Here is a 22,721-nt window from a genome sequence, read left to right on the forward strand (position 1 = left end):
ACCGGTCGGGCCGACCGGTGACGAGTCCCCTGGAGAAGGAGCCGACGATGCTTCCGCAGACGAACTTCGACCCCCCGTTCACGATCACACGGGCGAGCCACGTCTCGCTCGGCGTCACCGACCTCGAGGCCAGCCGCGACTTCTACCGTGACGTGATCGGTCTCGTGGTCACCGAGGAGACCGACGACGTGGTCTACCTGCGCGGCCTGGAGGAGGATGCCCACCACTCGCTCGTGCTGGAACGCAGCGACGAGGCCGCGGCGCACCGCGTCGGGCTGCGGGTGCGGACCGACGCCGACGTCGTCGCGGCCGAGAACCACTTCAGGGCGGCCGGCATCGAGCACCAACGGGTCGAGAAGGACCATCAGGGCCCCACGCTGCAGTTCCGCGACCCGGTCGGCACCCACATGGAGATCACGTCCTCCATGGAGACGGTGCGGCGCAAGATGGCCGACTTCCACGACTTCCGTGCCGGAGCACCGCAGCGCCTGGATCACTACCAGGTGGTCACGTACGACGTGCAGCGGGCCACGGACTTCTGGTCCTCGCTGGGGATGCGGATGTCGGAGTACACGGCCAAGGACGGCACGGACGAGCTGTGGGGCACCTGGCTCGAGGTCAAGGGCAACACCCACGACCTCGTGTTCACCAACGGCCGCGGACCGCGGCTGCACCACTTCGCCTACACGGTCCCCGACGCCACGGCGCTCATCCACGCCGCCGACGTCACGGGGTCCAAGGGGTTCGGGCAGGAGATCGACCGCGGCCCGGGGCGGCACGGGCTGTCGAACGCGCTGTTCCTGTACGTGCGCGACCCCGACCAGCACCGCATCGAGCTGTTCACGACCCACTACCAGTTCATCGACCTCGAGTCCGAGCCCATCCGGTGGGACGTGTCCAACCCACGGCGCGCCCAGCAGTGGGGCATGCCGGCCTCGAACCGTTGGTTCTTCGAGGCGAGCGAGTTCCCGGCCGAGGAGGTCCGCGAGCCGCTCCTGACCGCGACGCCGGAGACCCTCGAGCAGTACCTCGGCCTGCACTGAGCCGTGGTGACCCCCTCGCTCGGCGAGGAATCGTATACGATCGAGACCGGCCGACGGCGGCAACCGGTGCCGCTCGGCCCTGCGAGGAGCGCATGACCACCGACCAGCCCACCGATCTGTCCGGCACCGCGGGCGGCCTGCTCGCCGAGCGCCCCGGCAAGATCGTCGCCGTCCACCTCACCTACCACTCCCGCGCCGACGAACGGGGCCGTCGGCCGGCTCACCCGTCGTACTTCCTCAAGCCGTCCAGCTCCCTGGCGGCGACCGACCGGACCGTCGAGCGGCCGGCCGGGACCGAGCTGCTCGCCTTCGAGGGCGAGATCGCCCTCGTCCTCGGCCGGACCGCGCGACGCGTGTCCCCTGCCGAGGCATGGGACCACGTCGCCTGGGTCACCGCGGCGAACGACCTCGGCCTCTACGACCTGCGCACCGCCGACAAGGGCTCCAACCTGCGCTCCAAGGGCGGTGACGGGTTCACCCCGCTGGGCCCCCGGCTGCTGGACGCCCGCGCGCTCGACCCCTCCGCCCTGCGCGTCCGGACCTGGGTCGACGGCGAGCTGCGCCAGGAGGACACCACGGCGGGCCTGCTGTTCGCGCTGCCCCTCCTCGTCGCCGACCTCTCCCAGCACCTCACCCTCGAGCCCGGAGACGTGATCCTCACCGGCACGCCCACCGGCTCCAGCGTGGTCGTGCCGGGCGAGGTCGTCGAGGTCGAGGTCGACGCGCCCGAGGCTCAGGGCACCCTGTCCACCGGGCGGCTCACCACCACGGTGACCCAGGGCGACGTCCCCTTCGACCCGGCGCTCGGTGCGGTCCCCGCCGTCGACGACACGCAGCGGGCCGAGGCGTGGGGGGTGCGCTCCGAGGGCCCGGCCGGGACCGACCACGACGGTGCCCCGCCCGCCGTCGTGGTCGGCATGGACCCCGACCTGCGCACCAGACTGCACCGCGCCCCCGTGGCGGCCCTGTCCGCACAGCTGCGCTCGCGTGGCCTGGACGACGTCACCGTCGACGGTGTCGTCCCGCTGCACCCCGGGCAGAAGCTCGTCGGCACCGCCCGCACCCTCCGGTTCGTCCCGAACCGCCCGGACCTGTTCCGTGCGCACGGCGGCGGGTACAACGCCCAGAAGCGGGTGTTCGACGCCGTCGGTCCCGACGAGGTCATCGTCATCGAGGCCCGCGGCGAGGCCGGTTCGGGCACGCTCGGCGACATCCTCGCGATCCGCGCCCGGGAGCGGGGTGCGGCCGGCATCGTCACCGACGGCGGCGTCCGCGACGTCACCGCCGTCACGGAGGTCGGTATCCCGGTGTACTGCGCCGGGGCCCACCCGGCTGTCCTCGGCCGCAAGCACGTGCCGTGGGAGGGTGACGTCACGGTCGCCTGCGGCGGCACGACCGTCCAGCCCGGCGACGTCCTCGTCGGCGACGCCGACGGGGTGCTCGTCATCCCGCCGGACCTGGTCGAGGAGGTCGTGGACGCCGCGCTCGCCAAGGAGGACGAGGACGCCTGGGTGGCCGAGCAGGTGGCCGCCGGACACCCGGTCGAGGGGCTGTTCCCGCCCACCGGGGCCTGGCGCGAGAAGTACGACGCCTGGAGGGCCGCACGATGACGCTTCCTGCCGAGACGGTCCGGGCGATCGCCGCCGAGCTCGCCGACGCCCACCGGGACCGCGCCGTCGTCCCCCGGATCACGGCACGCTACCCCGGGGCCACGATCGAGGACTCCTACGCCATCCAGAACGTGTGGCGGGACCGTATGCTCGCCTCCGGACGCCGGCTCGTCGGGCGCAAGATCGGCCTGACGTCGAAGGCCATGCAGGCCGCGACCGGGATCACCGAACCCGACTACGGGGTCATGTTCGACGACACCGTCGTCGGCAACGGCGCCGTGCTCCCCCACGGCGAGTACTCCAACGTGCGCATCGAGGTCGAGCTCGCGTTCGTGCTCGACCGGCCGCTCGAGGGACCGCACTGCAGCCTGTTCGACGTGCTGCGCGCCACCGAGTACGTCACGCCGGCGCTCGAGGTGCTGAACTCCCACATCGAGCTCGAGGGGCGCACGATCGTCGACACGATCGCCGACAACGCCGCGTACGGCGCCATGGTGGTCGGAGGCAACCCGACCCCGCCGCACGAGGTCGACCTGCGGTGGGTCTCCGCCCTGCTCTACCGCAACGAGACCATCGAGGAGACAGGCGTCGCCGCCGGCGTGCTCAACCACCCCGGGACCGGGGTGGCCTGGCTCGCGAACAAGCTCCACCAGCACGGCGACCGCCTCGAGGCGGGCGAGATCGTCCTCGCCGGGTCCTTCACCCGACCGATGTGGGTGTCCGCCGGGGACAGCGTGCTGTGCGACTACGGCCCGATGGGAACGGTGACATGCCGCTTCGACTGACCCCGACCTTCCGCGCCGCCCTGGAGACCACCGACCGGCCCTTGTCCGGGATGTGGGTCTGCAGCGGCAGCCCGCTCGTCGCCGAGATCTGCGCCGGCGGCGGCCTCGACTGGCTCCTGATCGACATGGAGCACGCCCCCAACGGGCTCGAGTCCGTGCTGACACAGCTCCAGGCGGTGGCTGCCTACCCCGTGACCCCGGTGGTGCGCGTGCCCGCGAACGACCCGGTGACGCTCAAGCAGGTGCTCGACCTCGGCGCCCAGAACGTGCTGGTGCCCATGGTCTCCAGCGCCGCCGAGGCCCGTGCAGCGGTCGCCGCCGTGCGTTACCCGCCCGGCGGCCGCCGCGGCATCGGGTCGGCGCTCGCGCGCTCCGGCCGGTGGAACCGCGTCGACGGGTACCTGGCCGACGGCGACGACCACGTCGCCCTGTTCGTCCAGGTTGAGGACGTCGCAGCGGTCGAGGCTGCCGCCGAGATCGCCGCCGTCGAGGGCGTCGACGGGGTGTTCGTCGGGCCGTCGGACCTCTCGGCCTCGATGGGACTCATCGGCCAGCAGACGCACCCCGCCGTCAAGGAGAACGTGCTGCGCACCTTCGACGCCGTGCGCGGCGCCGGGAAGGCCGTCGGTGTCAACGCCTTCGACCCGGACGTCGCCGACGAGTACCTCGCCGCCGGGGCCACGTTCGTCCTGGTCGGTGCCGATGTCGCACTGCTCGCCCGAGGCTCGGAGGAGCTCGCGGCACGGTTCGCCCAGGGTGACGGCCGGGCGCGCGCCGGGTACTGACGACCGGCCGGTGTCGCTACCTGCCGAGGTCAGGGCGCGCTCTGCCCGCGGACCAGCTCCAGGTCGACCTCGAGCGCGTCCGGGTCCACGCCGTCGGGCAGCTCCACGACGCTGGTGGAGTAGACGAAGTCCATCGTGCACACCGGTCCCCCGTCGACCTCCAGGCGCACCGTGACCCGGTCGCCGTCGACCGTGACCGACGTCGGGCGCCACGGGCACGACGAGCTCCCGGCGGCGTAGACCGCCAGCCGTCCGTCCTCGCCCAGCACCCAGCCCGGCTCGCCGCCGGCGGCGACGTCCTCCTCGACACCGGCCGGCACGCCGTCGTACGTGGTGAGCACCAGGTCCTCGTCGGAGGACTGGCGCACCAGGAACGCCACGAGCAGGCCGACCAGCACCACCGCGGCGATCACGGCCAGCCGCAGCGGCAGCCACCGGCGCGCGCCCCGGCCCGCGTCGGACCCCATCAGCGCTCCAGCACGGCGACGGCCTCGACGTGGTGCGTCATCGGGAACAGGTCGAAGGCGCGCAGCCCCGTCAGCCCGTACCCGTGCTCGGCGAGGTAGCCGACGTCGCGGGCCAGCGCCGCCGGGTCGCACGCCACGTACACCACCCGGGTCGGACGGCGGTCCGCGATCGCCTGCACCACGGCGCGGCCCGCCCCGGCCCGCGGCGGGTCGAGCACCACGACGTCGGCGTCCCCGCCCGCGTCGCCCGCCGCGTCCCCGTCCAGCAGCACCGCGTCGACGGCCCCGAGGTGCAGCTCGACCTGCGGCGCGTCGTGGGCGTTGCGGCGGGCGTCCTTGACCGCGCGGGTGTCGGACTCGACGGCCACGACGCGCCCACGGGAGCCGACGGCGGCGGCCAGCGGGAGCGTGAAGAGCCCGGCACCCGAGTACAGGTCGAGCACCCGGGCGCCGTCCAGGTCGCCGGCCGCGTCGAGCACGGCGTTCGCGAGCACGCCGGGCGCCTCGCGGTGCACCTGCCAGAACCCGTCGGCGGTCACGCGGAACCGGTGCTCGACGCCGGCCACCTCCACGTGCTCCGAGACCGAGCGCCGGGCGTTGGGGCGGGTGTCGGGCCGGCCGCGCCGCCACGGCACGCCGTCGACGAGCAGCACGGGCGGGGACCCGGACGCAGGGGCCACGAGCTCCAGCCGCTGCCCGGGACGCCACCCGCCGCCCCAGACGCCCTCGGTGTCGGCGAGCGCCGCGACGTCGGGCGTCGCCAGCGGCATCGCCTCGAGCGGGACGACGTCGTGGGAGCGGAAGGCCCGCATCCCGGCGCGGCCGGCGTGGTCGGTGACGAGCTCGACGCGGGTGCGGTAGCCGAGGCCGCCGCGGGCGTCGTCGCCGGGCGCCGCCTCGACGGTGACCGCGCGCTCGAGCCAGGCCAGGCGCTGCAGCTGCTCGGCCAGCACGTCGGCCTTCCAGCGGCGCTGCGCCGGCAGCGCGACGTGGGACAGCTCGCCGCCTCCCACGCCGCCAGGACCGGCGGCCGGCCAGGCCGGGGCGACCCGGTCGGGCGAGGCCTCGAGCACCTCGACGGCGTCCGCCCGCCAGAACCGCTTGCCGCCCTCGGTGACGCGGGCGCGCACGCGCTCTCCGGGCAGGGTGTGGCGGACGAACACGACGCGACCGTCGTGGCGGGCGACGCAGTGCCCGCCGTGGGCGACGGGTCCGACCTCGAGCTCGAGCTCGAGACCGACGGCAGGGTCGACGGGACGGGGGCGCGGGGCGGAACGGCGAGGTCGGGGCACGTCCCCCATTCTCACCCGGGAAGGTCGGACTCGAGTCCCGTCTGTCCCTCGGAGGAGGAGAGCTGCCACGGCACGGACGCGACCACGACGCCCGGGGTGAACAGCAGCCGGCCCTTGAGCCGCAGGGCGGACTGGTTGTGCAGCAGCTGTTCCCACCAGTGCCCGACGACGTACTCGGGGATGTAGACGACCACGAGGTCGCGCGGGGACTCGCGCCGCACCGAGCGCACGTACTGCAGCACGGGCCGGGTGATCTCCCGGTACGGCGAGTCGAGCACCCGCAGCGGCACCGGCAGGTGCAGCGCCTCCCAGCGGTCGCGAAGGTCGGCGATCTCCACCGGGTCGACGCCGACGGTGACGGCCTCCAGCACGTTGGGGCGCGAGGCCCGGGCGTAGGCCAGGGCGCGCATCGTCGGCTTGTGCACGCGCGAGACGAGCACGACGGCGTGCACCCGGCTGGGCAGGGCGCGGGCGCCGGAGATGTCGTCGAGCGCCAGCTCGTCGCGCACGCGCGAGTAGTGCCGGTGGATGGCCCGCATGAGGACGAACAGCACGCCCATCGCGACGAGCGTGATCCAGGCGCCGTGGGTGAACTTGGTGACCAGCACGATGACCAGCACCGCGGCGGTCAGGACGAACCCGACGCCGTTGACGGCGCGCGACCACTTCATGCGGGTGCGTTCGCGGGGGTTGGGCTCCTTGCGCAGCGCGCGGGTCCAGTGCCGCAGCATCCCGAGCTGGGACAGGGTGAACGAGACGAAGACGCCCACGATGTAGAGCTGGATGAGCGCGGTCACCTCGGCGCCGAAGCCGACGATGAGCACCGCGGCCGCGATCGCGAGGGTGACGATGCCGTTGGAGAACGCCATGCGGTCGCCGCGGGTGTGGAGCTGGCGCGGCAGGTAGCCGTCCTTGGCCAGGATGGAGCCCAGGCCCGGGAAGCCGTGGAACGCCGTGTTCGCCGCGAGGAGCAGCACCAGGGCGGTGACGCCGACGACGATCATCGCGACGATCCCGGCCCCGCCGAAGATCGTCTCGGCGAGCTGGGCCAGCACGGGGTGCTGCTCGTACTCCTCCCCCACGAGCTCGCCGCCGCGGGTGAGCTGGGTGGCGGGGTCCTCGACGAACTTCACCCCGGTGGCCTGGGCCAGGAAGAGGATGGTCATGAGCATCGCGGCGGAGATGCCGCCCAGCAGCGCCAGCGTGGAGGCGGCGTTGCGTCGCTTGGGCCGGCGGAAGGCCGGCACGCCGCTGGTGATCGACTCGACGCCGGTCAGCGCCACCGCGCCCGACGCGAACGCCCGGGCCACGAGGAACGCGCCCGCGACGCCCACGAGCCCCTGCTCGAACCCGGCGCCGGGCACGAGCTCGAGCTCGGCGCTGGCGGCCTGCGGCAGCGCGCCGCTGAGGTGCCGGACGGCGCCGACGACGGCGAGGATCCCGACCGCCCCCATGAAGCAGTAGATGACGACGACGAACACCCAGGAGGACTCCCGGATCCCGCGCAGGTTCACCACGGTCAACGCGACGACGAGCCCGGCGGCCACCCACTCCTCCAGGCCGCGCGCCGCCGGCACCACGACCGCGAGGTACTGGGCCGCGGCCGACAGCGACACCGCCACGGTGAGCACGTAGTCGAGCAGGAGGGCGGAGGCGACGCCGATGCCGGCCGTCGGCCCGAGGTTGGTCGTGGCGACCTCGTAGTCGCCGCCGCCCGAGGGGTAGGCGCGCACGATCTGGCGGTAGGACGCCACCACGACGAGCAGCACGGCGACGACCACGAGCCCGACCCACGGCGACAGCGCCGTGGCGGCCAGGCCGGCGAGGGCCAGCATGAGCAGGATCTCGTCCGGGGCGTACGCCATCGACGACAGCGCGTCCGAGGCGAACACGGGCAGGGCGACCCGCTTGGGCAGGAGAGACTTCTTGGAGCTCTCGCTGCGCAGCGGGCGTCCTACGAGCAGCCGCTTGGCGGCGTCCGCGATGTCCGACACGATGACACATGCTATGCCTCCGACGCCCCGCAGGCCGGGTCGGCGTCCGCCGTGGCCTGGGTATAGCGTCTGGTGCGTGCACTTCGTGATCATGGGTTGCGGTCGTGTGGGTTCCACGCTCGCGCAGACCATCGAGGCCAACGGCCACTCCGTGGCCGTCATCGACCAGAACCCCGACGCGTTCCGGCGACTGCCGTCGGACTTCGCCGGGCACAAGGTCACCGGCGTCGGCTTCGACCGGGAGACCCTCACCCAGGCCGGGATCGAGGACACGTTCGGGTTCGCCGCGGTCTCCGACGGTGACAACTCCAACGTGCTCGCGGCCCGCGTGGCCCGCGAGACCTACGGCGTCGAGCACGTCGTGGCCCGGATCTACGACCCGCACCGCGCCGAGATCTACCAGCGGCTCGGCATCCCCACCGTGGCGACCGTGCGCTGGACCGCCGACCAGGTGCTGCGCCGGATGCTGCCCCTGGGCGCGACGGACGAGTACCGCGACCCGTCGGGGACGGTCCGCCTGGCCCAGGTCGACCACCACCCGGGCTGGCTCGGGCTGTCGGTGCGGCGGATCGAGGCCACGACGGGCGCCCGGGTCGCCTTCATCACCCGGTACGCCGAGGCCCTGATCGTCGGGCCGGACACCCTGCTGCAGGAGAACGACGTGCTGCACGTGCTCATGCACGCCGACGACGCCGCGCGCGTCGAACGACTGCTGACCCACACCCCGGGCCCGGAGGAGGAGGACTGATGCGCGTCGTCATCGCCGGGGCCGGGTCGGTCGGCCGGTCCATCGCCGCCGAGCTGCTCACCAACGACCACGAGGTCGTCCTGGTCGACAAGAACCCGTCGGCCATGCGCGTGGCCCAGGTGCCCGACGCGGACTGGCTGCTGGCGGACGCCTGCGAGACCGAGGCGCTCACGGGGGCCGACGTCGCCTCGGCGGACGTCGTCGTCGGCGCCACGGGCGACGACAAGGTCAACCTCGTCTTCTCGCTGCTGGCCAAGACGGAGTTCGCGGTACCGCGCACGGTGGCGCGGGTGAACAACCCCCGCAACGAGTGGATGTTCGACGACTCCTGGGGCGTCGACGTGGCGGTCTCCACGCCGCGGATCATGACGGCGATGGTCGAGGAGGCCGTCTCGGTCGGCGACCTGGTGCGCATCTTCACGTTCCACCAGTCCGGTGCGGACATCTTCGAGGTCACGCTGCCCGAGGAGTCGCCGCTGGTCGGCCTGCGGGTGCAGGACGTCAGGTGGCCGGCGGACACGGTGCTGGCGTGCATCGTGCGCGGCATCCAGCCGTTCAACCCCACGGGCGACGACGCCCTGGAGGCCGGTGACGAGCTGATGTTCGTCACGGGGCAGGAGGCCGACCCGGCGGTGCTGCAGCAGCTCGTCGTCGACGGCCCGGAGTTCGGCTGAGGATCAGGCCCGGTCGTCCGCCGCGTCCGCGGCCGGCTCCTCGCGGTGCGCACCGCGCACCACGACCCAGGTCAGCCAGAGGACCAGGCCCCACAGCGGCAGGCCGAGCGCCAGGTGCATCGTGCCGAGCCAGCCGACGTCGCCGTCGAGGTAGAGCGGCACCTTGACCGCGAGACGTATGCCGAACAGGCCGACCCAGAACCAGCTGGCGATCGTGTAGCGCCGCACCAGGTCGGCGTCGGCGCGCCACGCGGCCAGCGGGGCCCACGGGCTCGCGGTCTGCGCGGTGTCGTCCGCCGCCGCTCCCCCGTCCTCGGCGGGGCGCTGCGCGGCGGACTGGTCGACGAACCCGGCCCGCACGGCCTCGACGAAGAGACCCACCAGGGGCCAGCGCACGACGATCGAGACGACGAAGGCCACCAGGTAGGCGGCGTTGGTCCACAGGCCCCAGACGTAGAAGTCCTCGGCCTCCCCCGACGTCCATGCCCAGATCACGCCGACGGCGATGCCCAGCACGCCGCCGACCGCCTGGGTGACGGGGGTGCGCTGCACGAGGCGTGCGCCGACGGTGACGAGTGCTGCGGCCCCGGAGCCGACGAGCGCGGTGGTGAGGTCGGTGGTCAGGACGTAGGCGACGACGAAGACGAGTCCGGGCAGGATCGCCTCGACGACACCGCGGACCCCGCCGATCGCCTCGCCCAGGGAGAACGAGTCACCGGTGACGGCGCGCATCCCGCGCCGAACGCCGGCGTCGGCCGGGTCGGCGGCGAGGTCGCGGTGCTCCTCGTCGTGCGGGTGGCTGCTCATTCGCCCGCCCGGGCGCGCAGCTCGTAGCGCGGGTTGAACATGGCGCGCCGCCCCTCACGGGTGGTCACCATGCCCTCGACGCGCAGCCGCCGGCCGGGCTGGATGCCGGCGATCTCGCGGCGGCCCAGCCAGATCAGGTCGATCGACCCGGAGCCGTCGTAGAGCTCGGCCTCCACGGTGGGGACCTTCTGGCGCGGGTGGAGGACCACCGACCGCAGGACCCCGGCGGCGGAGGCGCGGTGGCGGGGCGAGACGTCGGACAGGGCGGTGCACCCGCTGACCGCCGAGGCGGCGTGCCGTTCCTCGTCCGCGACCACGCTGTCCGTGGAGGCCAGCGCGGACCGGACCATGCTGCGCAGGGACATGTCAGCGCGTCTCGGTGATCTCGGGACCACGCGTGAGCGGGTCGAAGCTCGGGGTCTCGGGAGCCGTCCCGACCGGGCCGGCGGCGCCGTCGGCCGCCTGGGCACGCGTCTGCTCCGGCAGCGTCAGGGTGAGCAGGTCGCGCGGCGGGCGCGGGTTGCCGTCGCGCACGACCACGACGTTGGCGAACACCGACTCGAGCGGCTTGGCGGCCTCGGCGTCGACGGCGGCCCGGCCGGAGAGCACGCCGCGCAGGAACCAGCGCGGGCCGTCGAACCCGATGAAGCGGGCGGGACGGACACCCGTGGTGCCCTCGGCCGTCTTGGCGGGGATGCGGGCCAGCAGCTCGCGACCGAAGGTCCCGGGCACGTCGTCGACGGTGCCGCCCTGCTTGGTCAGCGACGCGGCGATCTCCTCGCGCACCTCGTCCCAGATACCCATCGTCTTCGGGGCGGCGAACGCCTGGACCTGCAGGACGGAGCCCTTGAGCGAGGCCGCCACGCCGGTGACCTTCTGCGACTTCTTGTCGACCTCCATGCGCAGCTGCAGCCCGGGCAGGACCGGCAGCCAGATGGCGCCGAGGTCGACCCGCGGGCCCATGGCCGAGACCTGGGAGGCGTCGAAGGGGCCGCGTCCGCTCGGGGTGCGGCTCTCGGTGCTCGCGTCGGCCCCGGCCGCTGCCGGGGAGTCGGCCGATGCCGAAGCGGTCGAGGTGTCCTCCGCGGGAGCGGACTCCATCACCTTCGTCGACGCCTTGCGCCGGAACAGACCCACCAGGGAGCTCCTTGTCTCGTCGGTCGGCACGGCGCACCGCCGTACCTCGTGTCCAGGGTAGACCGCTGGCGACAGCGGTCGGGAACCTCGCAGGTCAGCCCTGCGCGAAGCCCCCGCTCGACCCGAAGCCGCCGGTGTCGCGCTGCGAGCCGGGCAGCCGGTCGGCGACGAGGAACCGGGCGTGCTCGACGCGCTGGACGACGAGCTGGGCGATCCGGTCCCCGCGCCGCAGGCGGACGGTCTCGGCGGTGTCGGTGTTGGCCAGGACGACCTTGATCTCGCCGCGGTAGCCGGCGTCGATCGTCCCGGGGGCGTTGACGACGGTCACGCCGTGCTTCGCGGCCAGACCCGACCGGGGGTGGACGAACGCCGCGAACCCCTCGGGCAGCGCGATCGCCAGGCCGGTCGGTACGACGGCGCGGGCGCCGGGGGCGAGGTCGACGTCGACCGTGGTGACCAGGTCGGCCCCGGCGTCGCCGGGGTGGGCGTACGACGGAGCGACCGCCTCGTCGTCGAGCAGCGTCACGAGCACGTCGAGCGTGGTCGGGTCGGTCACCGGGGGGCTCGCGTCATGAGGCACTGGCGCAGCCTATCGGACGGCGCACACCTGCGATGATGGGGCCATGAACGACGCGCCCGCCCCCTCGGAGACCCCTGCGGGGTCCGCGCCTCCCCCGTTGTTCCGCGAGCGCCTCCTGCCCGGTCCCGGTGCCTGGGTCGCGGCGTTCGGGCTCGGCGTCATCGTCGCCGTCACGGTGCTGCCGCTGGCGCCGCTGGTCGCCCCGGGCGCCGGCGTGCTGGTGGCCGCGGCCGTGGTGGTCACGCTCGTGGCCACGGCCCCGGTGGTGGAGGTGACCGAGGACGAGCTGCGCGCCGGGCCGGCCCGGGTGCCGGTGTCGATGCTCGGCGGGGTGGAGCCGATCTTCAGCGCGGAGGAGATGCGGACCGCCCTCGGCCCGGAGCTGGACGCCCGCGCGTACGTGTGCCTGCGCAGCTGGGCGCGCACGGGGCTGAAGGTGGGGCTGCGCGACCCGCTGGACCCGACCCCCTACTGGCTGGTGTCCACGCGGCGGCCGGACGAGCTGGCGGACGCGCTCGTCCAGGCGGGGGCGGCGTCCTGAGGCGGACGGCGGCCGGGCACGACGAAGGCCGTCACGTCGAGGACATGACGGCCTGAGTCTCGGGGTGCCGGGTCGAGCCCGTCCGGGAGTGCGCGGGTGCGATCAGGCCGCGCACTCCGTGCAGACCATCTGACCCTTCTTCTCGTAGGCCAGCTGGCTGCGGTGGTGGACGAGGAAGCAGCTCGAGCACGTGAACTCGTCCGCCTGACGAGGCAGCACGCGCACCGCGAGCTCTTCTCCGGACAGGTCGGCGCCGGGAAGCTCGAATCCTTCCGCGGCCTCCGTCTCGTCCTCGTCGACGACACCCGAAGACTTGTCGGAGCGGCGGGCCTGGAGCTCCTGGATCGAGTCCTGGTCGCCCTCGTCCTCGTTCTTGCGGGGTGCGTCGTAGTCGGTTGCCATCTGTGGTGTCACGCTCCGTGGAGTCGGTGTCGGTACGCGCTGATAATGCTCACCGCTCAGGTTTTGTTCCCGTTCGGCCCACGGATTGTGCACCATCCGCGCCGGGCTCGCGACACCTGTTCGTGTCGCGCCGGTCACATGCCCCCTGACCGGCGCAAACAGTACGGTTCACCCTGCGCGAACGCAAGACGGATCAGGCGCCCGCTTCCTCGAGCAGCGCGACCAGCTCGGCCTGCCGCGCGGGCGTGCCGACGGCGGTCATCCGTCGGGTGGCCGGGTCGCCGTGCAGCCCGCTCACGGCGGCACCCGCCTCGGCGGCGATGAGCCCTCCGGCCGCCATGTCCCACGGGTTGAGACCGCGTTCGTAGTAGAGGTCGAGCCGCCCCTCGGCGACCAGGCACAGGTCGACGGCGGCGGAGCCCAGCCGGCGGATGTCGCGCACCTGCGGCAGCACGTGGGTGAGCACCCGTGCCTGCTCGGCCCGCTGGGCGGCCTGATAGCCGAACCCGGTGCCGACCAGGCTGGTCGCGAGGGAGTCGGGGCGGCGCACCTGCACCGGCGTCCCGTCGCGCTCGGCGCCCTGGCCGCGCGCCCCGGTCCACGTCGCCCCGTCGACGACGGAGTGCACGGCCCCGGCCAGCGGCGTCCAGACGGCCGGGTCGGGCTCACCGGCGACGACGGCGACCGAGATCGCGTACGAGGCGACGCCGTAGAGGTAGTTGACGGTGCCGTCGATCGGGTCGAGCACCCACGTCAGCCCGCTCGTGCCGGCGACGTCGTCGCCCTCCTCGCCGAGGATCGCGTCGTCCGGCCGGCGGTCGGCGATCCGGCGTCGCAGCAGCTCCTCCACCGAGCGGTCCATCGCGGTGACGGGGTCGACGTCGGTGGACTTGGTGGCGGCCACCTCGACCCGGTCGGGCCGGCCGCCCCGCACGACGGCCCCCGCCTCCACGGCGAGAGCGCGGGCCAGGGCGCGCAGGTCGGTGATCTCGGACGCGGACGGCAGGGCGGGTGCGATGCTCACCCGCCCATCCTGCCCGATCCGCGGCACACCGGCGGCACCTGCCCGTCGCACGGCGCCGACGGTGGCACGCTCGACGGAGCAGGCCCGCCGCGCGGGCGGGCGGCGAAGGAGGAACCATGGCAGAGCTCGAGCTCGTGACGCTGCACGAGGACGCCGAGCGCCTGGTCCTGCGCGGGCCGGACGGCACCGAGCACACGCTCGCGATCTCCGAGGCGCTGCGCGCCGCCGTCCGGCGGGACCGGCCCCGGACCGAAGCGCTCCAGGCCCAGTCGGAGACCCCGCTGCGTCCGCGCGAGCTGCAGGCCCGGCTGCGGGCGGGGGCCACGGCCGAGGACCTGGCCGCCGAGTCGGGCCTCCCCCTGGAGCACGTGCGCCGCTACGAGTGGCCCGTCGCGGCCGAGCGCGACCACGTCATCAGCCAGGTCCGCAACCATCGCGTCGACCCGGAGGGCGACGCGACCCTCGGCGACCTCGCCGACGACCGCCTCGCCGCGCGCGACGTGGACACCGCCGAGACCGTCTGGAGCGCCCGCCGCACGGGCACCGCCCCCTGGCACGTGGAGGTCCGGTTCACGGCCGGGGGTCGCGAGCGCAGCGCGGCGTGGACCTTCGACCCGCGCGGTCGCGCCGTGACCGCGGTCGACGACGAGGCGCGGTGGCTGGGGCAGCCGGACGACCCGGTCTCCCCCGAGATCCTCGGCATCCCGGCGGGCGCCGACCGCCGCACCCGCCCGTCCCCGACCCCGGACGCCGCCTCCGAGGCGACGGCGCTGCTGCTGGACGACCTGGCCGGACGCCGCGGGCACCGGCCGCCGCGCTCGCGCCCGGCCCCGCGGCCGGGTGAGCAGGAGCTGCCGCTGGGCCTGGAGCCGGAGCACGGCGCGCGGCCGCCGGAGGACGACGGCGCCAGCGTGGTCGACCTCCGCGCCCGCCGCGACGCGCACCGCTCCTCGCGGACCGACAGCGCCTCCTCCGCGCCGGACACCCCCGCGGCGTCGGAGGAGTCCGAGCGACGGGGCCGCGCCGAGGACGCCGACGACTCCGACGAACCCGACCGACCCGTGCCCGCACCACCGGCGCCCGGCGACGGGCAGGCCGAGGACCAGAGGCCCGAGGACGGGGCCCCCGACGAGGCGGCGCCCGGCGCGGAGACGGCCGAGGACGACGCGCACGACGAGGGCACCGACCACGGCGACCCGCACGAGGACGGGCCCGCCCCGCGCTCGCGCCCGGTGGCGGTCCCCGGACCCGCACCTCGCCCGGCCGCGCCGGACCCGGCACGCGCGGACAGCACGTCGGACGAGGACGGGCACGAGGTGTCGGCCCCGGCGGGATCCGCGTCGTCGAGCGGGTCGGCCCCCGAGCGCGAGGCCGCGGCGGGGACCGGGACGGACGACGCCCCGTCACCGCGCCCGCGGCGCGGTGCCCGCAAGGGACGGGCCCCGATGCCGAGCTGGGACGAGATCGTCTTCGGCGGCGCCCGGCCCTCCTCCTGAGCCGACCTGGGCCGACGGGTCAGCGCACGTCGAGGAGGCCGTCGGCGGGGGCGAGGCGCCGGGCGACGCCGGCGGTCATGCGGCGCATGTGGTGGCGCCGGCACAGCACCTCGTAGGCGACCTCGGCGGCCGAGCTGACGTCCCCGACGACGACCTGGTCGCCCTCGACGACCATCACCCCGCCGACCGTGCGCGCGTTGTGGGTGGCGCGCGCCCCGCACCAGCACAGCGTCTGCACCTGCAGGGCCTCGAGGCGGTCGGCGAGCTCGACCAGCCGGGCCGACCCCGGGAACAGCCGGGAGCGGAAGTCGGCGGTGATCCCGAACGCGAAGACGTCGATCTCGGTCTCGTCGACGAGCCGTGCGAGCTGCTCGACCTGCTCCGGGGAGTAGAACTGCGCCTCGTCGCACACCAGGTAGTCCACCAGGTGCCCGCGCTGGCGCTCGGCCGAGATCTCGTCCCAGAAGTCGGTGTCGTCGCCGACCTCGCGGGCCTCGACCTCGAGGCCCAGCCGGGAGGAGATGCGTGCGGCCCCGGCCCGGTCGTTGCGGGTGTAGATGAGCCCGTGGCGGCCCCGCGCGCGATGGTTGTAGTCGGTCTGCAGGGCCAGCGTCGACTTGCCGCTGTCCATGGTCCCGGAGAAGAAGACGAGCTCGGCCATGCCCCGATCCTGTCAGACGCGGGGCAGGCGGGGGCTCAACGGGGTCCGACGGCGTCCCGGGCGGCCCGGGCCCGGCGCACGGCGTGCGGCAGGACGGCCAGCAGGGGCAGGGCCGCGACGCCGAGCCCCGCGCTGACCCCGACGCCCTGGGCGACGAACCCGACGCCGAGCGACCCGGCGCCCGTGCCGCCGTCGTAGGCGATGTTCCAGGCCGCGCTGGCCGTGCCGGTGCCGCCGGGGCCCGCGTCCCGGAACATCAGGACGAGCGTGTCGTTCTGCAGGGCGCCGAACCCGAGCCCGTACAGCAGCCCGGCGGCGGAGGCGGCGACGAGGGCGAGACCGCCGTCGAGCGCACCGGCGGCGAGCGCGATCCCGAGCGTGCCGACCGCGCAGGCGCCGATCGCCAGGGGCAGCAGGCCGCCGACCCCCTCGGAGTCGGCCCGCACCCCGGCCCACCACCGGCCGACCGTCATCGTGACGCTGACGGCGAGCAGCACGGCCGAGGCCGTGCCGGCCGAGAAGGCCAGCGGGACGAAGGACGTGGCACCGCCGAAGGCCACCGAGGCCACCAGCAGCAGCACACCGGAGCCGGCCAGGGTCCGGTAGCGCACGGGCTCCGGGGGGTCGGCGGCGACGGGCGCGGGGGCGTCGTCCGTGTCGGCCGTGCGGCCGCTCTCGCGGATGCCGAGCAGGACGACCGCCCCCAGCACGCCGACGCCGCCGGTGGCGACGAAGACGACGGCGAAGCCGAGTTGCTCGGCGGCCCACACCCCGATGGGCAGCAGCAGGGCCTGCGGGACGCCGATGGCCACGCCGTAGGCCCCGAGGCTGCGCCCCCGCCGCTCCGGCGGGACGAGCTCGGCGACCAGGGCGCTGCCGGCCACGACGAACATCCCGAAGCCGACGCCGCGCACCGCGGAGACCGCCAGGACCCAGGCCACGTCCGAGGAGAGCAGGTAGGCGAAGGTGGGCGCGCCGAGCAGCAGGGCGCCCACCACCGAGGCCCGCCGCAGCGTCAGCACGCGCAGCAGGCGCGGCATGGCGAGCTGGACCGCGACGGTCGTCCCCATCAGCACGCCGGTGGTCGCCCCGACGCCGCCCGACCCGGCGCCGCCGTCGGCGGCCCACAGCGGCACCACGGACAGCAGCGGGGCGAAGCCCGCGAAGGCGGCGGCCGTGCCCCAGAGCAGGAGCAGGAAGTCGCGGCGCATCCTCACCCGCCCGCGACGAGGAGGGGGACCACCATCTCGGTCTCGGTGAGCGAGCCGTGCACGCCCGGCATGTGCCGCGCGGCGGCCGGGTGCAGGCGGGAGTCGACGACGGTGGCCCGGCCGCGGGCGGCCGCGAGCACGTCCCCGACGATCGGTCGCACGTGGTCGGCCACGGGGCCGAACCACCCGGCCTCGACGGCGGCCTGCCCGGTGACCACCACCGCGTCGTCGCCCAGCTCGGAGGCCCAGCGTTCGGCGACCCGGCCGACGTCGGCGCCCGGCGTGGTGTAGACGTGCGTCATGCGCGGCTCGCCGCCGAGCAGCGCGACGTCGGCGGCGAGCGCGGGGTTCGTGGCGACGTCGTGCTGCGCCTCGAGGTCGGAGGTGACCTGGCCGTGGTCGGCGGTGACGAGCACGAGGGTGCCGCGCGGCGCGGACCGCACCAGGCGCCGCAGCTCGGCGTCGGTGTCCTCCAGGGCGTCGCCCCACTGCCAGGAGTCGGGGCCGTGCTGGTGGCCGACCTTGTCGACCTCGCCCTGGTACAGGTACACGAGCCCGTCGTCGCGCAGCGCCGTCAGCGTCGCGTCGACACGGTCGGCGAACGTCTCGGCCACCACGTACCGGGGACCGCGCAGCCCGGCCCGCGTCATGCCGGAGCCGGCGAACTTGCGCGGTCCGGGCGAGACGACGCTGACGGCGGCGCCCGCCTGCTCCAGGACGGTCGGCTGGCGCTGCAGGACGGTGGGGTCGACGGCGAGCGGGGCGGAGGTCTTGGTGCCCGGCCGGTAGGGGTCGGACTGCTCGGTCCAGGACACCATCGTGGCCAGCCCGCCGGTGTCCGGGTTGCGCTGGGTGTAGCCGAGCAGACCCGTCAGGCCCGGGCTCGTCCCGGTGCCGAGCGTGGCCAGCGCTGACGCCGTCGTCGAGGGGAAGCAGGTGGTCAGCGACCGCGCCTCGGGCAGCAGGCCGCGCAGGAACGGTGCGTGGCCCCCGCGCTCGGCGAGGTTGTGCAGCCCGAGACCGTCGACGAGCACGACGACGACGCGCCGCGCGGCGGGCAGGCCGAGGGCGGCGGTCGCGTCCGCCGAGCGCAGCCCGGTGGCCGTGGACAGGTCCAGGCCCAGGGCACCGGCCGCGGCGGGCAGCACCGCGGCGAGCGAGTCCGCGCCGTAGGTCGGCGTGACGAGGGAGTCCGGGAGGTCGATCGCCGCCGTCATCGCGAGGAGCGCCCGCTGACGCCGGTGGCGGCGGACAGCTGGCGCGCGAAGTCCACCGCGCGGCGCACGGCGTCCGCGCCCTCGGCGGCCGAGCTGACGCGCACCACGACGTCGTCGGGGGTGAGCTGGCCGGTCAGGCCGTGGTCGGCCTCGCAGCTCGGGTCGGCGCACTGCGCCGGCTCCAGGTCGATCCGCGCGACGGCGCCCCACCCGATGGCGAGGTTCAGCTCGGCGGCGCTGTCGCCCGGGCGGTGGTCGGCCGGCTCGGCGACGATGTGGGTCAGCGCGACCGAGCGGATCTCGGGCAGCGGCACGGCCTCGGTGGTGGCGGCGGCCGAGGACGGGTTGGCCGCGTCGCCCTCGTGGTCGTCGACGTGCGCGGCCACGAGCCGGGTGGGGGTGAGCGCCAGCACGGTCAGGTGGCGGCGCACCTGGCTGTCGAACGTCGTCTCGGCCTGGACCAGGTGCGCCAGGACCGGCTCGTCCGCGAGCGCGACGTCCAGGACGTCGGTCACCAGGTCGGGGTAGTACCCGGCGCGGTAGACGTGGGCACCGAGCTCGTCACGAAGGTTCTTGCGTGTGGTCGCGGAAGGCACCATGGCATTGTCCCACTGTTCGGTCCCGGTGCGACGCCGTCGCGGCGCCGCTCAGCCCGGCAGCGCGCGGCGCAGGCCGTCGGCCCGGCGCCCGGCGGGCCGCAGCCGCACGGCGGCGTGCAGGACGGAGGCTCCCTGCTCGGCGACAACGACGGGGTACATCTCCAGCGACGCCAGCTCGGGCAGGTCGTCCGCCATCACCGACACCCGGGCGAGCACGTCCTCGAGCGCGTCGACGTCGGCGGGCGGCGCTCCCCCGTAGCCGTACAGCCGCGGTGCGGCCCGCACGGTGCTGACCAGCGCGGTGATGTCGACGTCGGTCAGCGGCGGGATGCCGTGCGCGACGTCGTCGAGCAGGTCGACGGCGTCGCCGGCGAGGCCGAACGAGACCATCGGGCCGAACAGGGGGTCCTCGGCGGAGCGCACGACGCACGCCACCCCGGCGGGTGCCATGGACTGCACCTCGAACTCCGGGGACTCGTCGCCGAGCAGGGCGGTGGCGACGGCGCGCAGCCGGCCGACGTCCTCGCGCAGGTCCTCGGCGTCGGTGATGTCCAGGCGCACTCCCCCGAGGTCGTTGCGGTGCCGCAGCGCGGGAGAGGTGGACTTCAGGGCGACGGGCCAGCCGAGCTCCTCGGCGGCGGCCACGGCCTCGTCGGGTGCGCGCACGGGCCGGGACTCCCACAGCCGGATGCCGTAGCAGGCGAGCAGCTCGGCGGCCTCGTGGCCATCCAGCTCGCGGCCCTCGCCGTCGGCGAGCCACTGCTCGACGAGCGCCCGGGCGCACCGCGAGTCCACGCCCTCGGGGGCGACCTCGTGCCCCCGGGTCTCGGTGCGCTGCTCGGCGTGCTCGACCACCTTGCCGAGCGCGACCACGGCGTCCTCGGGGGTCGAGAACGCGGGGATGCGCACGACCCGTCCGTCCGGGCCGACGGCCGCGAGCTCGTCGGGCATGCCGTGCAGACCGAGCATCGAGGCCACGGTGGTGCGCCCGGTGCGGGCGGCGGCCTGGGCGACCGCGTGGGCGATCGCGCCGGTGCGCGGCTGGACCACGGGCACGTCGACGGCGACGACGACGTCGCACGCGTCCGGCGCGTACAGCGCGTCGACGGTGCGGGCGATGTCCTCCTCGTGGGCGTGCGGGGGCAGGTAGTCGCTGGAGGTGGCGACCTCCAGCCCGGCGGACGCCGCGGCCTCGGCCACCAGGGCTGCGAGCGCCGCCGAGGACGCGAGGATGCCGACGCGGTTGCCGGCGGGCAGCGGCTGGTGGGCCAGCACCTGGGCGACGTCCATGAGCTGGTGGGTGTTCTCGGCCTGGATGACGCCGGACTGGCGCAGCAGCTCGTCGAGCAGGCGGCGCGGGGCACGGGTGGCGCGCACGGCGTGCCCGGGCGGGACGACGTGGCCGGAGCGCCCGGCGGTGGCGACGACGATCGGCTTGACCGCGGACAGCCGGCGCGCGATGCGGGAGAACTTGCGCGGGTTGCCGATGGACTCCAGGTAGAGGCACACGACCTCGGTGGCGTCGTCGTCCTGCCAGTACTGCATCAGGTCGTTGCCGGAGACGTCGGCGCGGTGCCCGGCCGAGACCATCGAGGACACGCCGAGCCCGCGGCGCTCCAACGTGGCCGTGAGAGTCACCGCCGCGGCGGCGGACTGGCAGAACAGGCCGACGACGCCGGCGGGCGGCGGACGTTCGGCCAGGCTCGCCCGCAGCGCGGAGCCCGGGGTGGTGGTCAGCAACCCGTAGGAGACGGGGCCGACGAGCCGCATCCCGGCGGCGTGGGCGGTGCGCACGAGCTCGCGGCGGCGCTCCAGCCCTTCCGGCCCGGACTCGGCGTACCCGCCGGACAGGACGACGACGCCGCGCGCCCCGGTGCCGTCGAGCCGCCGGACGGCCGCCAGGGCGTCCTCGGGCGCGACGGCCAGGACGGCCAGGTCGATCGCGCCGACGTCGTCCCAGCCGGCGGCCTGCTGCACGCTGCCGGGCACCGCGCCGGGCGGGTCCAGCACGACCAGCTCGGTGTCCCCAGGGTCGATCGAGTAGGCGTCCAGCACCCGGCGGGCGAGCAGCGACTCGGGCGTGCCGTCGTCGGCGCCGGGACCGACGAGCAGCACCCGGCGGGCCGAGAGCAGGCCGGCCATGGAGCGCGCTTCGGTGCGGTGCTCCCGGTCGGCCATCACGGCGCGGGACTTCTCGGTGGGGTCCAGGTCGATGCCCACCGAGACGAACCCGTCGTCGAGGTGCTGGCTGATCTGGTAGCCGGCGTCGCGGAACACCCCGAGCATGGAGCCGTTCTGCGGCAGGACCTCGGCGGTGAAGCGGCGCACGCCGCGCTCCCGCGCCGCCACGGCCACGTGCTCGAGCAGCACGGAGGCCAGCCCCTTGCCCTGCAGGGAGTCGGCGATGTTGAACGCGACCTCGGCCTCGCCGTCGGTGATGACGTCGAACCGGGCCACGCCGAGGATGTCCTCGCGGTCGGTCCCGTCCTCGTCGCGACCGGGCCGCACGGCGACGATCGCGACACGCTCGCGGTGGTCGACCTCGACCAGCCGCCGCAGCTCGCGGTCGGTCAGCCGGGCGATGGGTGCGAAGAAGCGCAGGTAGGTGGAGCGCTCGGACTGGCCGACGTGGAACCGCTGCAGGGCGTCGGCGTCCTCGGGGCGGATCGGGCGCAGGTGCATCGTGCTGCCGTCGCGCAGTACGACGTCGGCCTCCCACTCCACGGGGTAGTCGACGTGCGAGGAGTCCATCCGTGCAGGCTATCGGCTGGGTGCGACCTTCACCGTTCGTCCGTCCCGTGGCCGGCCACCGCCGGCACAGGTTCCGCCCAGCACACCCAGCGGATTGCCAGCAAGGGCGCAGCAGCACGTCAGGGCGCTGGGCGAGGCTCGAACCAGCCCGGAGGAGTTCCGGGCGGGAAGGAGCACCATCATGAAGACCAGGACTCTGCGCAGCTCCGCCGTCGCCGGGGCGATCAGCCTCGCCGTGCTCGGGATCGGCTCCGCCGCGGTGGCCGCGACGGTCCCGGAGCACGGGACCGTCGCCGTCGCGGGCGACACCGACGACGAGACCGTCCGCACCGAACGCTCCGACCGCCTCGACGACGCCCTGCAGGGTCTCGTGGACGACGGGACGATCACCGCCGAGCAGCGTGACGCCGTCACCGAGGCGCTCGACGGGATCGGTGGCCCTGCCGGTCACGGCGGCGACCGGGGCGGCCGCGGACCGGTGTCGATGACCACGGCGGCCGAGACGCTCGACATGACGACGGACGAGCTGCGCGACGCGCTCTCGGCCGACGGCGCCACGCTCGCCTCGGTGGCCGAGGACCAGGGCGTCGCCACCGACGACCTGGTCGACGCGCTGGTCGCCGCGGCCGAGCAGCGACTGGACGCGGCGGTCGAGGAGGGCCGCCTCACCGAGGGCGAGGCCGACGAGCGCAGGGCGCGGCTGGGCGACTCGATCAGCGCGGCGATCGAGTCCGAGTACTCCGGTGCCGGTCGCGGTTCGTTCGGTCCGGGCGAGCGGCCCGACGGCAGCAGCGAGGACGGCGACGGGTACCAGGGCTCGGGCCAGACCACGCAGGAGCCCGCAGCCACCGCCGACCCGGCGTCGCTCGCCGCCTGAGCGGCGCCGTCCCTGCCCAC

The 22,721-nt window shown here is 74.8% G+C and carries 23 protein-coding genes; 9 read left to right on the forward strand and 14 right to left on the reverse strand.

The window, feature by feature from the left end; genetic code table 11:
- The first annotated feature begins 47 nt into the window (after nucleotides 1-47).
- From hpaD to V5O49_RS08940, 4 genes are all read left to right on the forward strand, one after another.
- Entirely contained in the window at nucleotides 48-1,043 is a 996-nt protein-coding gene (hpaD, locus tag V5O49_RS08925) for a 3,4-dihydroxyphenylacetate 2,3-dioxygenase (protein ID WP_332901913.1), read from the forward strand.
- Between the two features lie 92 nt (nucleotides 1,044-1,135).
- Nucleotides 1,136-2,653: a fumarylacetoacetate hydrolase family protein gene (locus V5O49_RS08930; protein WP_332901914.1), complete on the forward strand. Its 1,518-nt coding sequence runs from the start codon at nucleotides 1,136-1,138 to the stop codon at nucleotides 2,651-2,653.
- Nucleotides 2,650-3,438, forward strand: a complete 789-nt coding sequence (locus V5O49_RS08935; RefSeq protein ID WP_332901915.1) for a 2-keto-4-pentenoate hydratase — start codon at nucleotides 2,650-2,652, stop codon at nucleotides 3,436-3,438. The genes V5O49_RS08930 and V5O49_RS08935 overlap by 4 nt, the downstream gene beginning before the upstream one ends.
- A complete protein-coding gene (locus V5O49_RS08940) occupies nucleotides 3,423-4,223 on the forward strand; it encodes an aldolase/citrate lyase family protein (RefSeq protein WP_332901916.1) in 801 nt (266 codons plus the stop codon). Before V5O49_RS08935 ends, V5O49_RS08940 begins: the two co-directional genes overlap by 16 nt.
- A 29-nt stretch (nucleotides 4,224-4,252) precedes the next feature.
- On the opposite strand, the gene V5O49_RS08945 is transcribed toward V5O49_RS08940, so the two are convergent.
- Genes V5O49_RS08945 through V5O49_RS08955 form a run of 3 tightly spaced genes read right to left on the reverse strand, consistent with a single transcriptional unit; the run spans nucleotide 4,253 to nucleotide 7,976 of the window.
- Nucleotides 4,253-4,690, reverse strand: a complete 438-nt coding sequence (locus V5O49_RS08945; protein ID WP_332901917.1) for a hypothetical protein — start codon at nucleotides 4,688-4,690, stop codon at nucleotides 4,253-4,255.
- On the reverse strand, nucleotides 4,690-5,991 hold the full coding sequence (locus V5O49_RS08950) for a class I SAM-dependent RNA methyltransferase (protein ID WP_332901918.1): 1,302 nt from the start codon (nucleotides 5,989-5,991) through the stop codon (nucleotides 4,690-4,692). Before V5O49_RS08950 ends, V5O49_RS08945 begins: the two co-directional genes overlap by 1 nt.
- Nucleotides 5,992-5,993: 2 nt before the next feature.
- Complete coding sequence (locus V5O49_RS08955; protein ID WP_332901919.1) at nucleotides 5,994-7,976, reverse strand: APC family permease; 1,983 nt, start codon at nucleotides 7,974-7,976, stop codon at nucleotides 5,994-5,996.
- Nucleotides 7,977-8,067: 91 nt separating this feature from the next.
- Between V5O49_RS08955 and V5O49_RS08960 the strand changes: the two genes are divergently transcribed.
- Nucleotides 8,068-8,724 (forward strand): potassium channel family protein, encoded by a 657-nt coding sequence (locus V5O49_RS08960; RefSeq protein ID WP_332902143.1) that lies wholly within the window; start codon nucleotides 8,068-8,070, stop codon nucleotides 8,722-8,724.
- On the forward strand, nucleotides 8,724-9,398 hold the full coding sequence (locus V5O49_RS08965) for a potassium channel family protein (protein ID WP_278234606.1): 675 nt from the start codon (nucleotides 8,724-8,726) through the stop codon (nucleotides 9,396-9,398). Before V5O49_RS08960 ends, V5O49_RS08965 begins: the two co-directional genes overlap by 1 nt.
- Nucleotides 9,399-9,401: 3 nt before the next feature.
- Here V5O49_RS08965 and V5O49_RS08970 read toward each other — a convergent pair whose 3' ends face one another.
- The 4 genes from V5O49_RS08970 to dut all read right to left on the reverse strand — a co-directional run bounded on the left by V5O49_RS08970 (nucleotide 9,402) and on the right by dut (nucleotide 11,922).
- Nucleotides 9,402-10,205, reverse strand: coding sequence for a DUF3159 domain-containing protein (locus V5O49_RS08970; protein ID WP_332901920.1), 804 nt, complete (start codon nucleotides 10,203-10,205; stop codon nucleotides 9,402-9,404).
- The gene (locus V5O49_RS08975; RefSeq protein WP_278234608.1) at nucleotides 10,202-10,570 is read right to left on the reverse strand and encodes an OB-fold nucleic acid binding domain-containing protein; all 369 of its coding nucleotides are present in this window, start codon (nucleotides 10,568-10,570) and stop codon (nucleotides 10,202-10,204) included. The genes V5O49_RS08970 and V5O49_RS08975 overlap by 4 nt, the downstream gene beginning before the upstream one ends.
- A 1-nt stretch (nucleotide 10,571) precedes the next feature.
- Nucleotides 10,572-11,342, reverse strand: coding sequence for a DUF3710 domain-containing protein (locus V5O49_RS08980; protein ID WP_332901921.1), 771 nt, complete (start codon nucleotides 11,340-11,342; stop codon nucleotides 10,572-10,574).
- Nucleotides 11,343-11,436: 94 nt separating this feature from the next.
- Nucleotides 11,437-11,922 carry a dUTP diphosphatase gene (gene dut, locus V5O49_RS08985; protein ID WP_332901922.1) on the reverse strand — a complete coding sequence of 162 codons (486 nt, stop codon included), beginning with the start codon at nucleotides 11,920-11,922 and terminating at the stop codon, nucleotides 11,437-11,439.
- A gap of 43 nt (nucleotides 11,923-11,965) precedes the next feature.
- Between dut and V5O49_RS08990 the strand changes: the two genes are divergently transcribed.
- Nucleotides 11,966-12,463 carry a DUF3093 domain-containing protein gene (locus tag V5O49_RS08990; protein ID WP_332901923.1) on the forward strand — a complete coding sequence of 166 codons (498 nt, stop codon included), beginning with the start codon at nucleotides 11,966-11,968 and terminating at the stop codon, nucleotides 12,461-12,463.
- Nucleotides 12,464-12,565: 102 nt separating this feature from the next.
- On the opposite strand, the gene V5O49_RS08995 is transcribed toward V5O49_RS08990, so the two are convergent.
- Nucleotides 12,566-12,865, reverse strand: coding sequence for a DUF4193 domain-containing protein (locus tag V5O49_RS08995; protein ID WP_278234612.1), 300 nt, complete (start codon nucleotides 12,863-12,865; stop codon nucleotides 12,566-12,568).
- Between the two features lie 193 nt (nucleotides 12,866-13,058).
- Nucleotides 13,059-13,889, reverse strand: coding sequence for an inositol monophosphatase family protein (locus V5O49_RS09000; RefSeq protein WP_332901924.1), 831 nt, complete (start codon nucleotides 13,887-13,889; stop codon nucleotides 13,059-13,061).
- A gap of 116 nt (nucleotides 13,890-14,005) precedes the next feature.
- On the opposite strand from V5O49_RS09000, the gene sepH reads away from it, so the two are divergent.
- Nucleotides 14,006-15,385 carry a septation protein SepH gene (sepH, locus tag V5O49_RS09005; RefSeq protein ID WP_332901925.1) on the forward strand — a complete coding sequence of 460 codons (1,380 nt, stop codon included), beginning with the start codon at nucleotides 14,006-14,008 and terminating at the stop codon, nucleotides 15,383-15,385.
- 19 nt (nucleotides 15,386-15,404) lie between these two features.
- Here sepH and V5O49_RS09010 read toward each other — a convergent pair whose 3' ends face one another.
- From V5O49_RS09010 to V5O49_RS09030, 5 genes are read right to left on the reverse strand one after another with little or no spacing between them, the layout of a single operon-like run.
- On the reverse strand, nucleotides 15,405-16,046 hold the full coding sequence (locus V5O49_RS09010) for a thymidine kinase (protein WP_332901926.1): 642 nt from the start codon (nucleotides 16,044-16,046) through the stop codon (nucleotides 15,405-15,407).
- Nucleotides 16,047-16,081: 35 nt separating this feature from the next.
- Nucleotides 16,082-17,257, reverse strand: a complete 1,176-nt coding sequence (locus V5O49_RS09015; protein ID WP_332901927.1) for an MFS transporter — start codon at nucleotides 17,255-17,257, stop codon at nucleotides 16,082-16,084.
- A gap of 2 nt (nucleotides 17,258-17,259) precedes the next feature.
- Nucleotides 17,260-18,474, reverse strand: a complete 1,215-nt coding sequence (locus V5O49_RS09020) for an alkaline phosphatase family protein (protein ID WP_332901928.1) — start codon at nucleotides 18,472-18,474, stop codon at nucleotides 17,260-17,262.
- A complete protein-coding gene (locus tag V5O49_RS09025) occupies nucleotides 18,471-19,070 on the reverse strand; it encodes a DUF5998 family protein (RefSeq protein ID WP_278237498.1) in 600 nt (199 codons plus the stop codon). Before V5O49_RS09025 ends, V5O49_RS09020 begins: the two co-directional genes overlap by 4 nt.
- A 51-nt stretch (nucleotides 19,071-19,121) precedes the next feature.
- On the reverse strand, nucleotides 19,122-21,824 hold the full coding sequence (locus V5O49_RS09030; RefSeq protein WP_332901929.1) for a GNAT family N-acetyltransferase: 2,703 nt from the start codon (nucleotides 21,822-21,824) through the stop codon (nucleotides 19,122-19,124).
- Nucleotides 21,825-22,005: 181 nt separating this feature from the next.
- Between V5O49_RS09030 and V5O49_RS09035 the strand changes: the two genes are divergently transcribed.
- Nucleotides 22,006-22,701 (forward strand): hypothetical protein, encoded by a 696-nt coding sequence (locus V5O49_RS09035; protein ID WP_332901930.1) that lies wholly within the window; start codon nucleotides 22,006-22,008, stop codon nucleotides 22,699-22,701.
- The last annotated feature ends 20 nt before the right edge of the window (nucleotides 22,702-22,721 follow it).

This window comes from Isoptericola haloaureus (assembly GCF_036689775.1).
GTDB lineage: Bacteria > Actinomycetota > Actinomycetes > Actinomycetales > Cellulomonadaceae > Isoptericola > Isoptericola haloaureus.

What these genes read in the sequence shown, in the direction of transcription:
- V5O49_RS08995 (WP_278234612.1), bottom strand. Translation starts at nt 12,865, where the DNA reads ATGGCAACCGACTACGACGCACCCCGCAAGAACGAGGACGAGGGCGAC.
- V5O49_RS08990 (WP_332901923.1), top strand. Translation starts at nt 11,966, where the DNA reads ATGAACGACGCGCCCGCCCCCTCGGAGACCCCTGCGGGGTCCGCGCCT.
- V5O49_RS09015 (WP_332901927.1), bottom strand. Translation starts at nt 17,257, where the DNA reads ATGCGCCGCGACTTCCTGCTCCTGCTCTGGGGCACGGCCGCCGCCTTC.
- V5O49_RS08965 (WP_278234606.1), top strand. Translation starts at nt 8,724, where the DNA reads ATGCGCGTCGTCATCGCCGGGGCCGGGTCGGTCGGCCGGTCCATCGCC.
- V5O49_RS09020 (WP_332901928.1), bottom strand. Translation starts at nt 18,474, where the DNA reads ATGACGGCGGCGATCGACCTCCCGGACTCCCTCGTCACGCCGACCTAC.
- V5O49_RS09030 (WP_332901929.1), bottom strand. Translation starts at nt 21,824, where the DNA reads ATGGACTCCTCGCACGTCGACTACCCCGTGGAGTGGGAGGCCGACGTC.
- V5O49_RS09035 (WP_332901930.1), top strand. Translation starts at nt 22,006, where the DNA reads ATGAAGACCAGGACTCTGCGCAGCTCCGCCGTCGCCGGGGCGATCAGC.
- V5O49_RS08940 (WP_332901916.1), top strand. Translation starts at nt 3,423, where the DNA reads ATGCCGCTTCGACTGACCCCGACCTTCCGCGCCGCCCTGGAGACCACC.
- V5O49_RS08970 (WP_332901920.1), bottom strand. Translation starts at nt 10,205, where the DNA reads ATGAGCAGCCACCCGCACGACGAGGAGCACCGCGACCTCGCCGCCGAC.
- V5O49_RS09010 (WP_332901926.1), bottom strand. Translation starts at nt 16,046, where the DNA reads ATGGCCGAGCTCGTCTTCTTCTCCGGGACCATGGACAGCGGCAAGTCG.
- V5O49_RS08950 (WP_332901918.1), bottom strand. Translation starts at nt 5,991, where the DNA reads ATGGGGGACGTGCCCCGACCTCGCCGTTCCGCCCCGCGCCCCCGTCCC.
- V5O49_RS08930 (WP_332901914.1), top strand. Translation starts at nt 1,136, where the DNA reads ATGACCACCGACCAGCCCACCGATCTGTCCGGCACCGCGGGCGGCCTG.
- V5O49_RS08935 (WP_332901915.1), top strand. Translation starts at nt 2,650, where the DNA reads ATGACGCTTCCTGCCGAGACGGTCCGGGCGATCGCCGCCGAGCTCGCC.
- V5O49_RS08975 (WP_278234608.1), bottom strand. Translation starts at nt 10,570, where the DNA reads ATGTCCCTGCGCAGCATGGTCCGGTCCGCGCTGGCCTCCACGGACAGC.
- V5O49_RS08945 (WP_332901917.1), bottom strand. Translation starts at nt 4,690, where the DNA reads ATGGGGTCCGACGCGGGCCGGGGCGCGCGCCGGTGGCTGCCGCTGCGG.
- V5O49_RS08960 (WP_332902143.1), top strand. Translation starts at nt 8,068, where the DNA reads ATGGGTTGCGGTCGTGTGGGTTCCACGCTCGCGCAGACCATCGAGGCC.
- sepH (WP_332901925.1), top strand. Translation starts at nt 14,006, where the DNA reads ATGGCAGAGCTCGAGCTCGTGACGCTGCACGAGGACGCCGAGCGCCTG.
- hpaD (WP_332901913.1), top strand. Translation starts at nt 48, where the DNA reads ATGCTTCCGCAGACGAACTTCGACCCCCCGTTCACGATCACACGGGCG.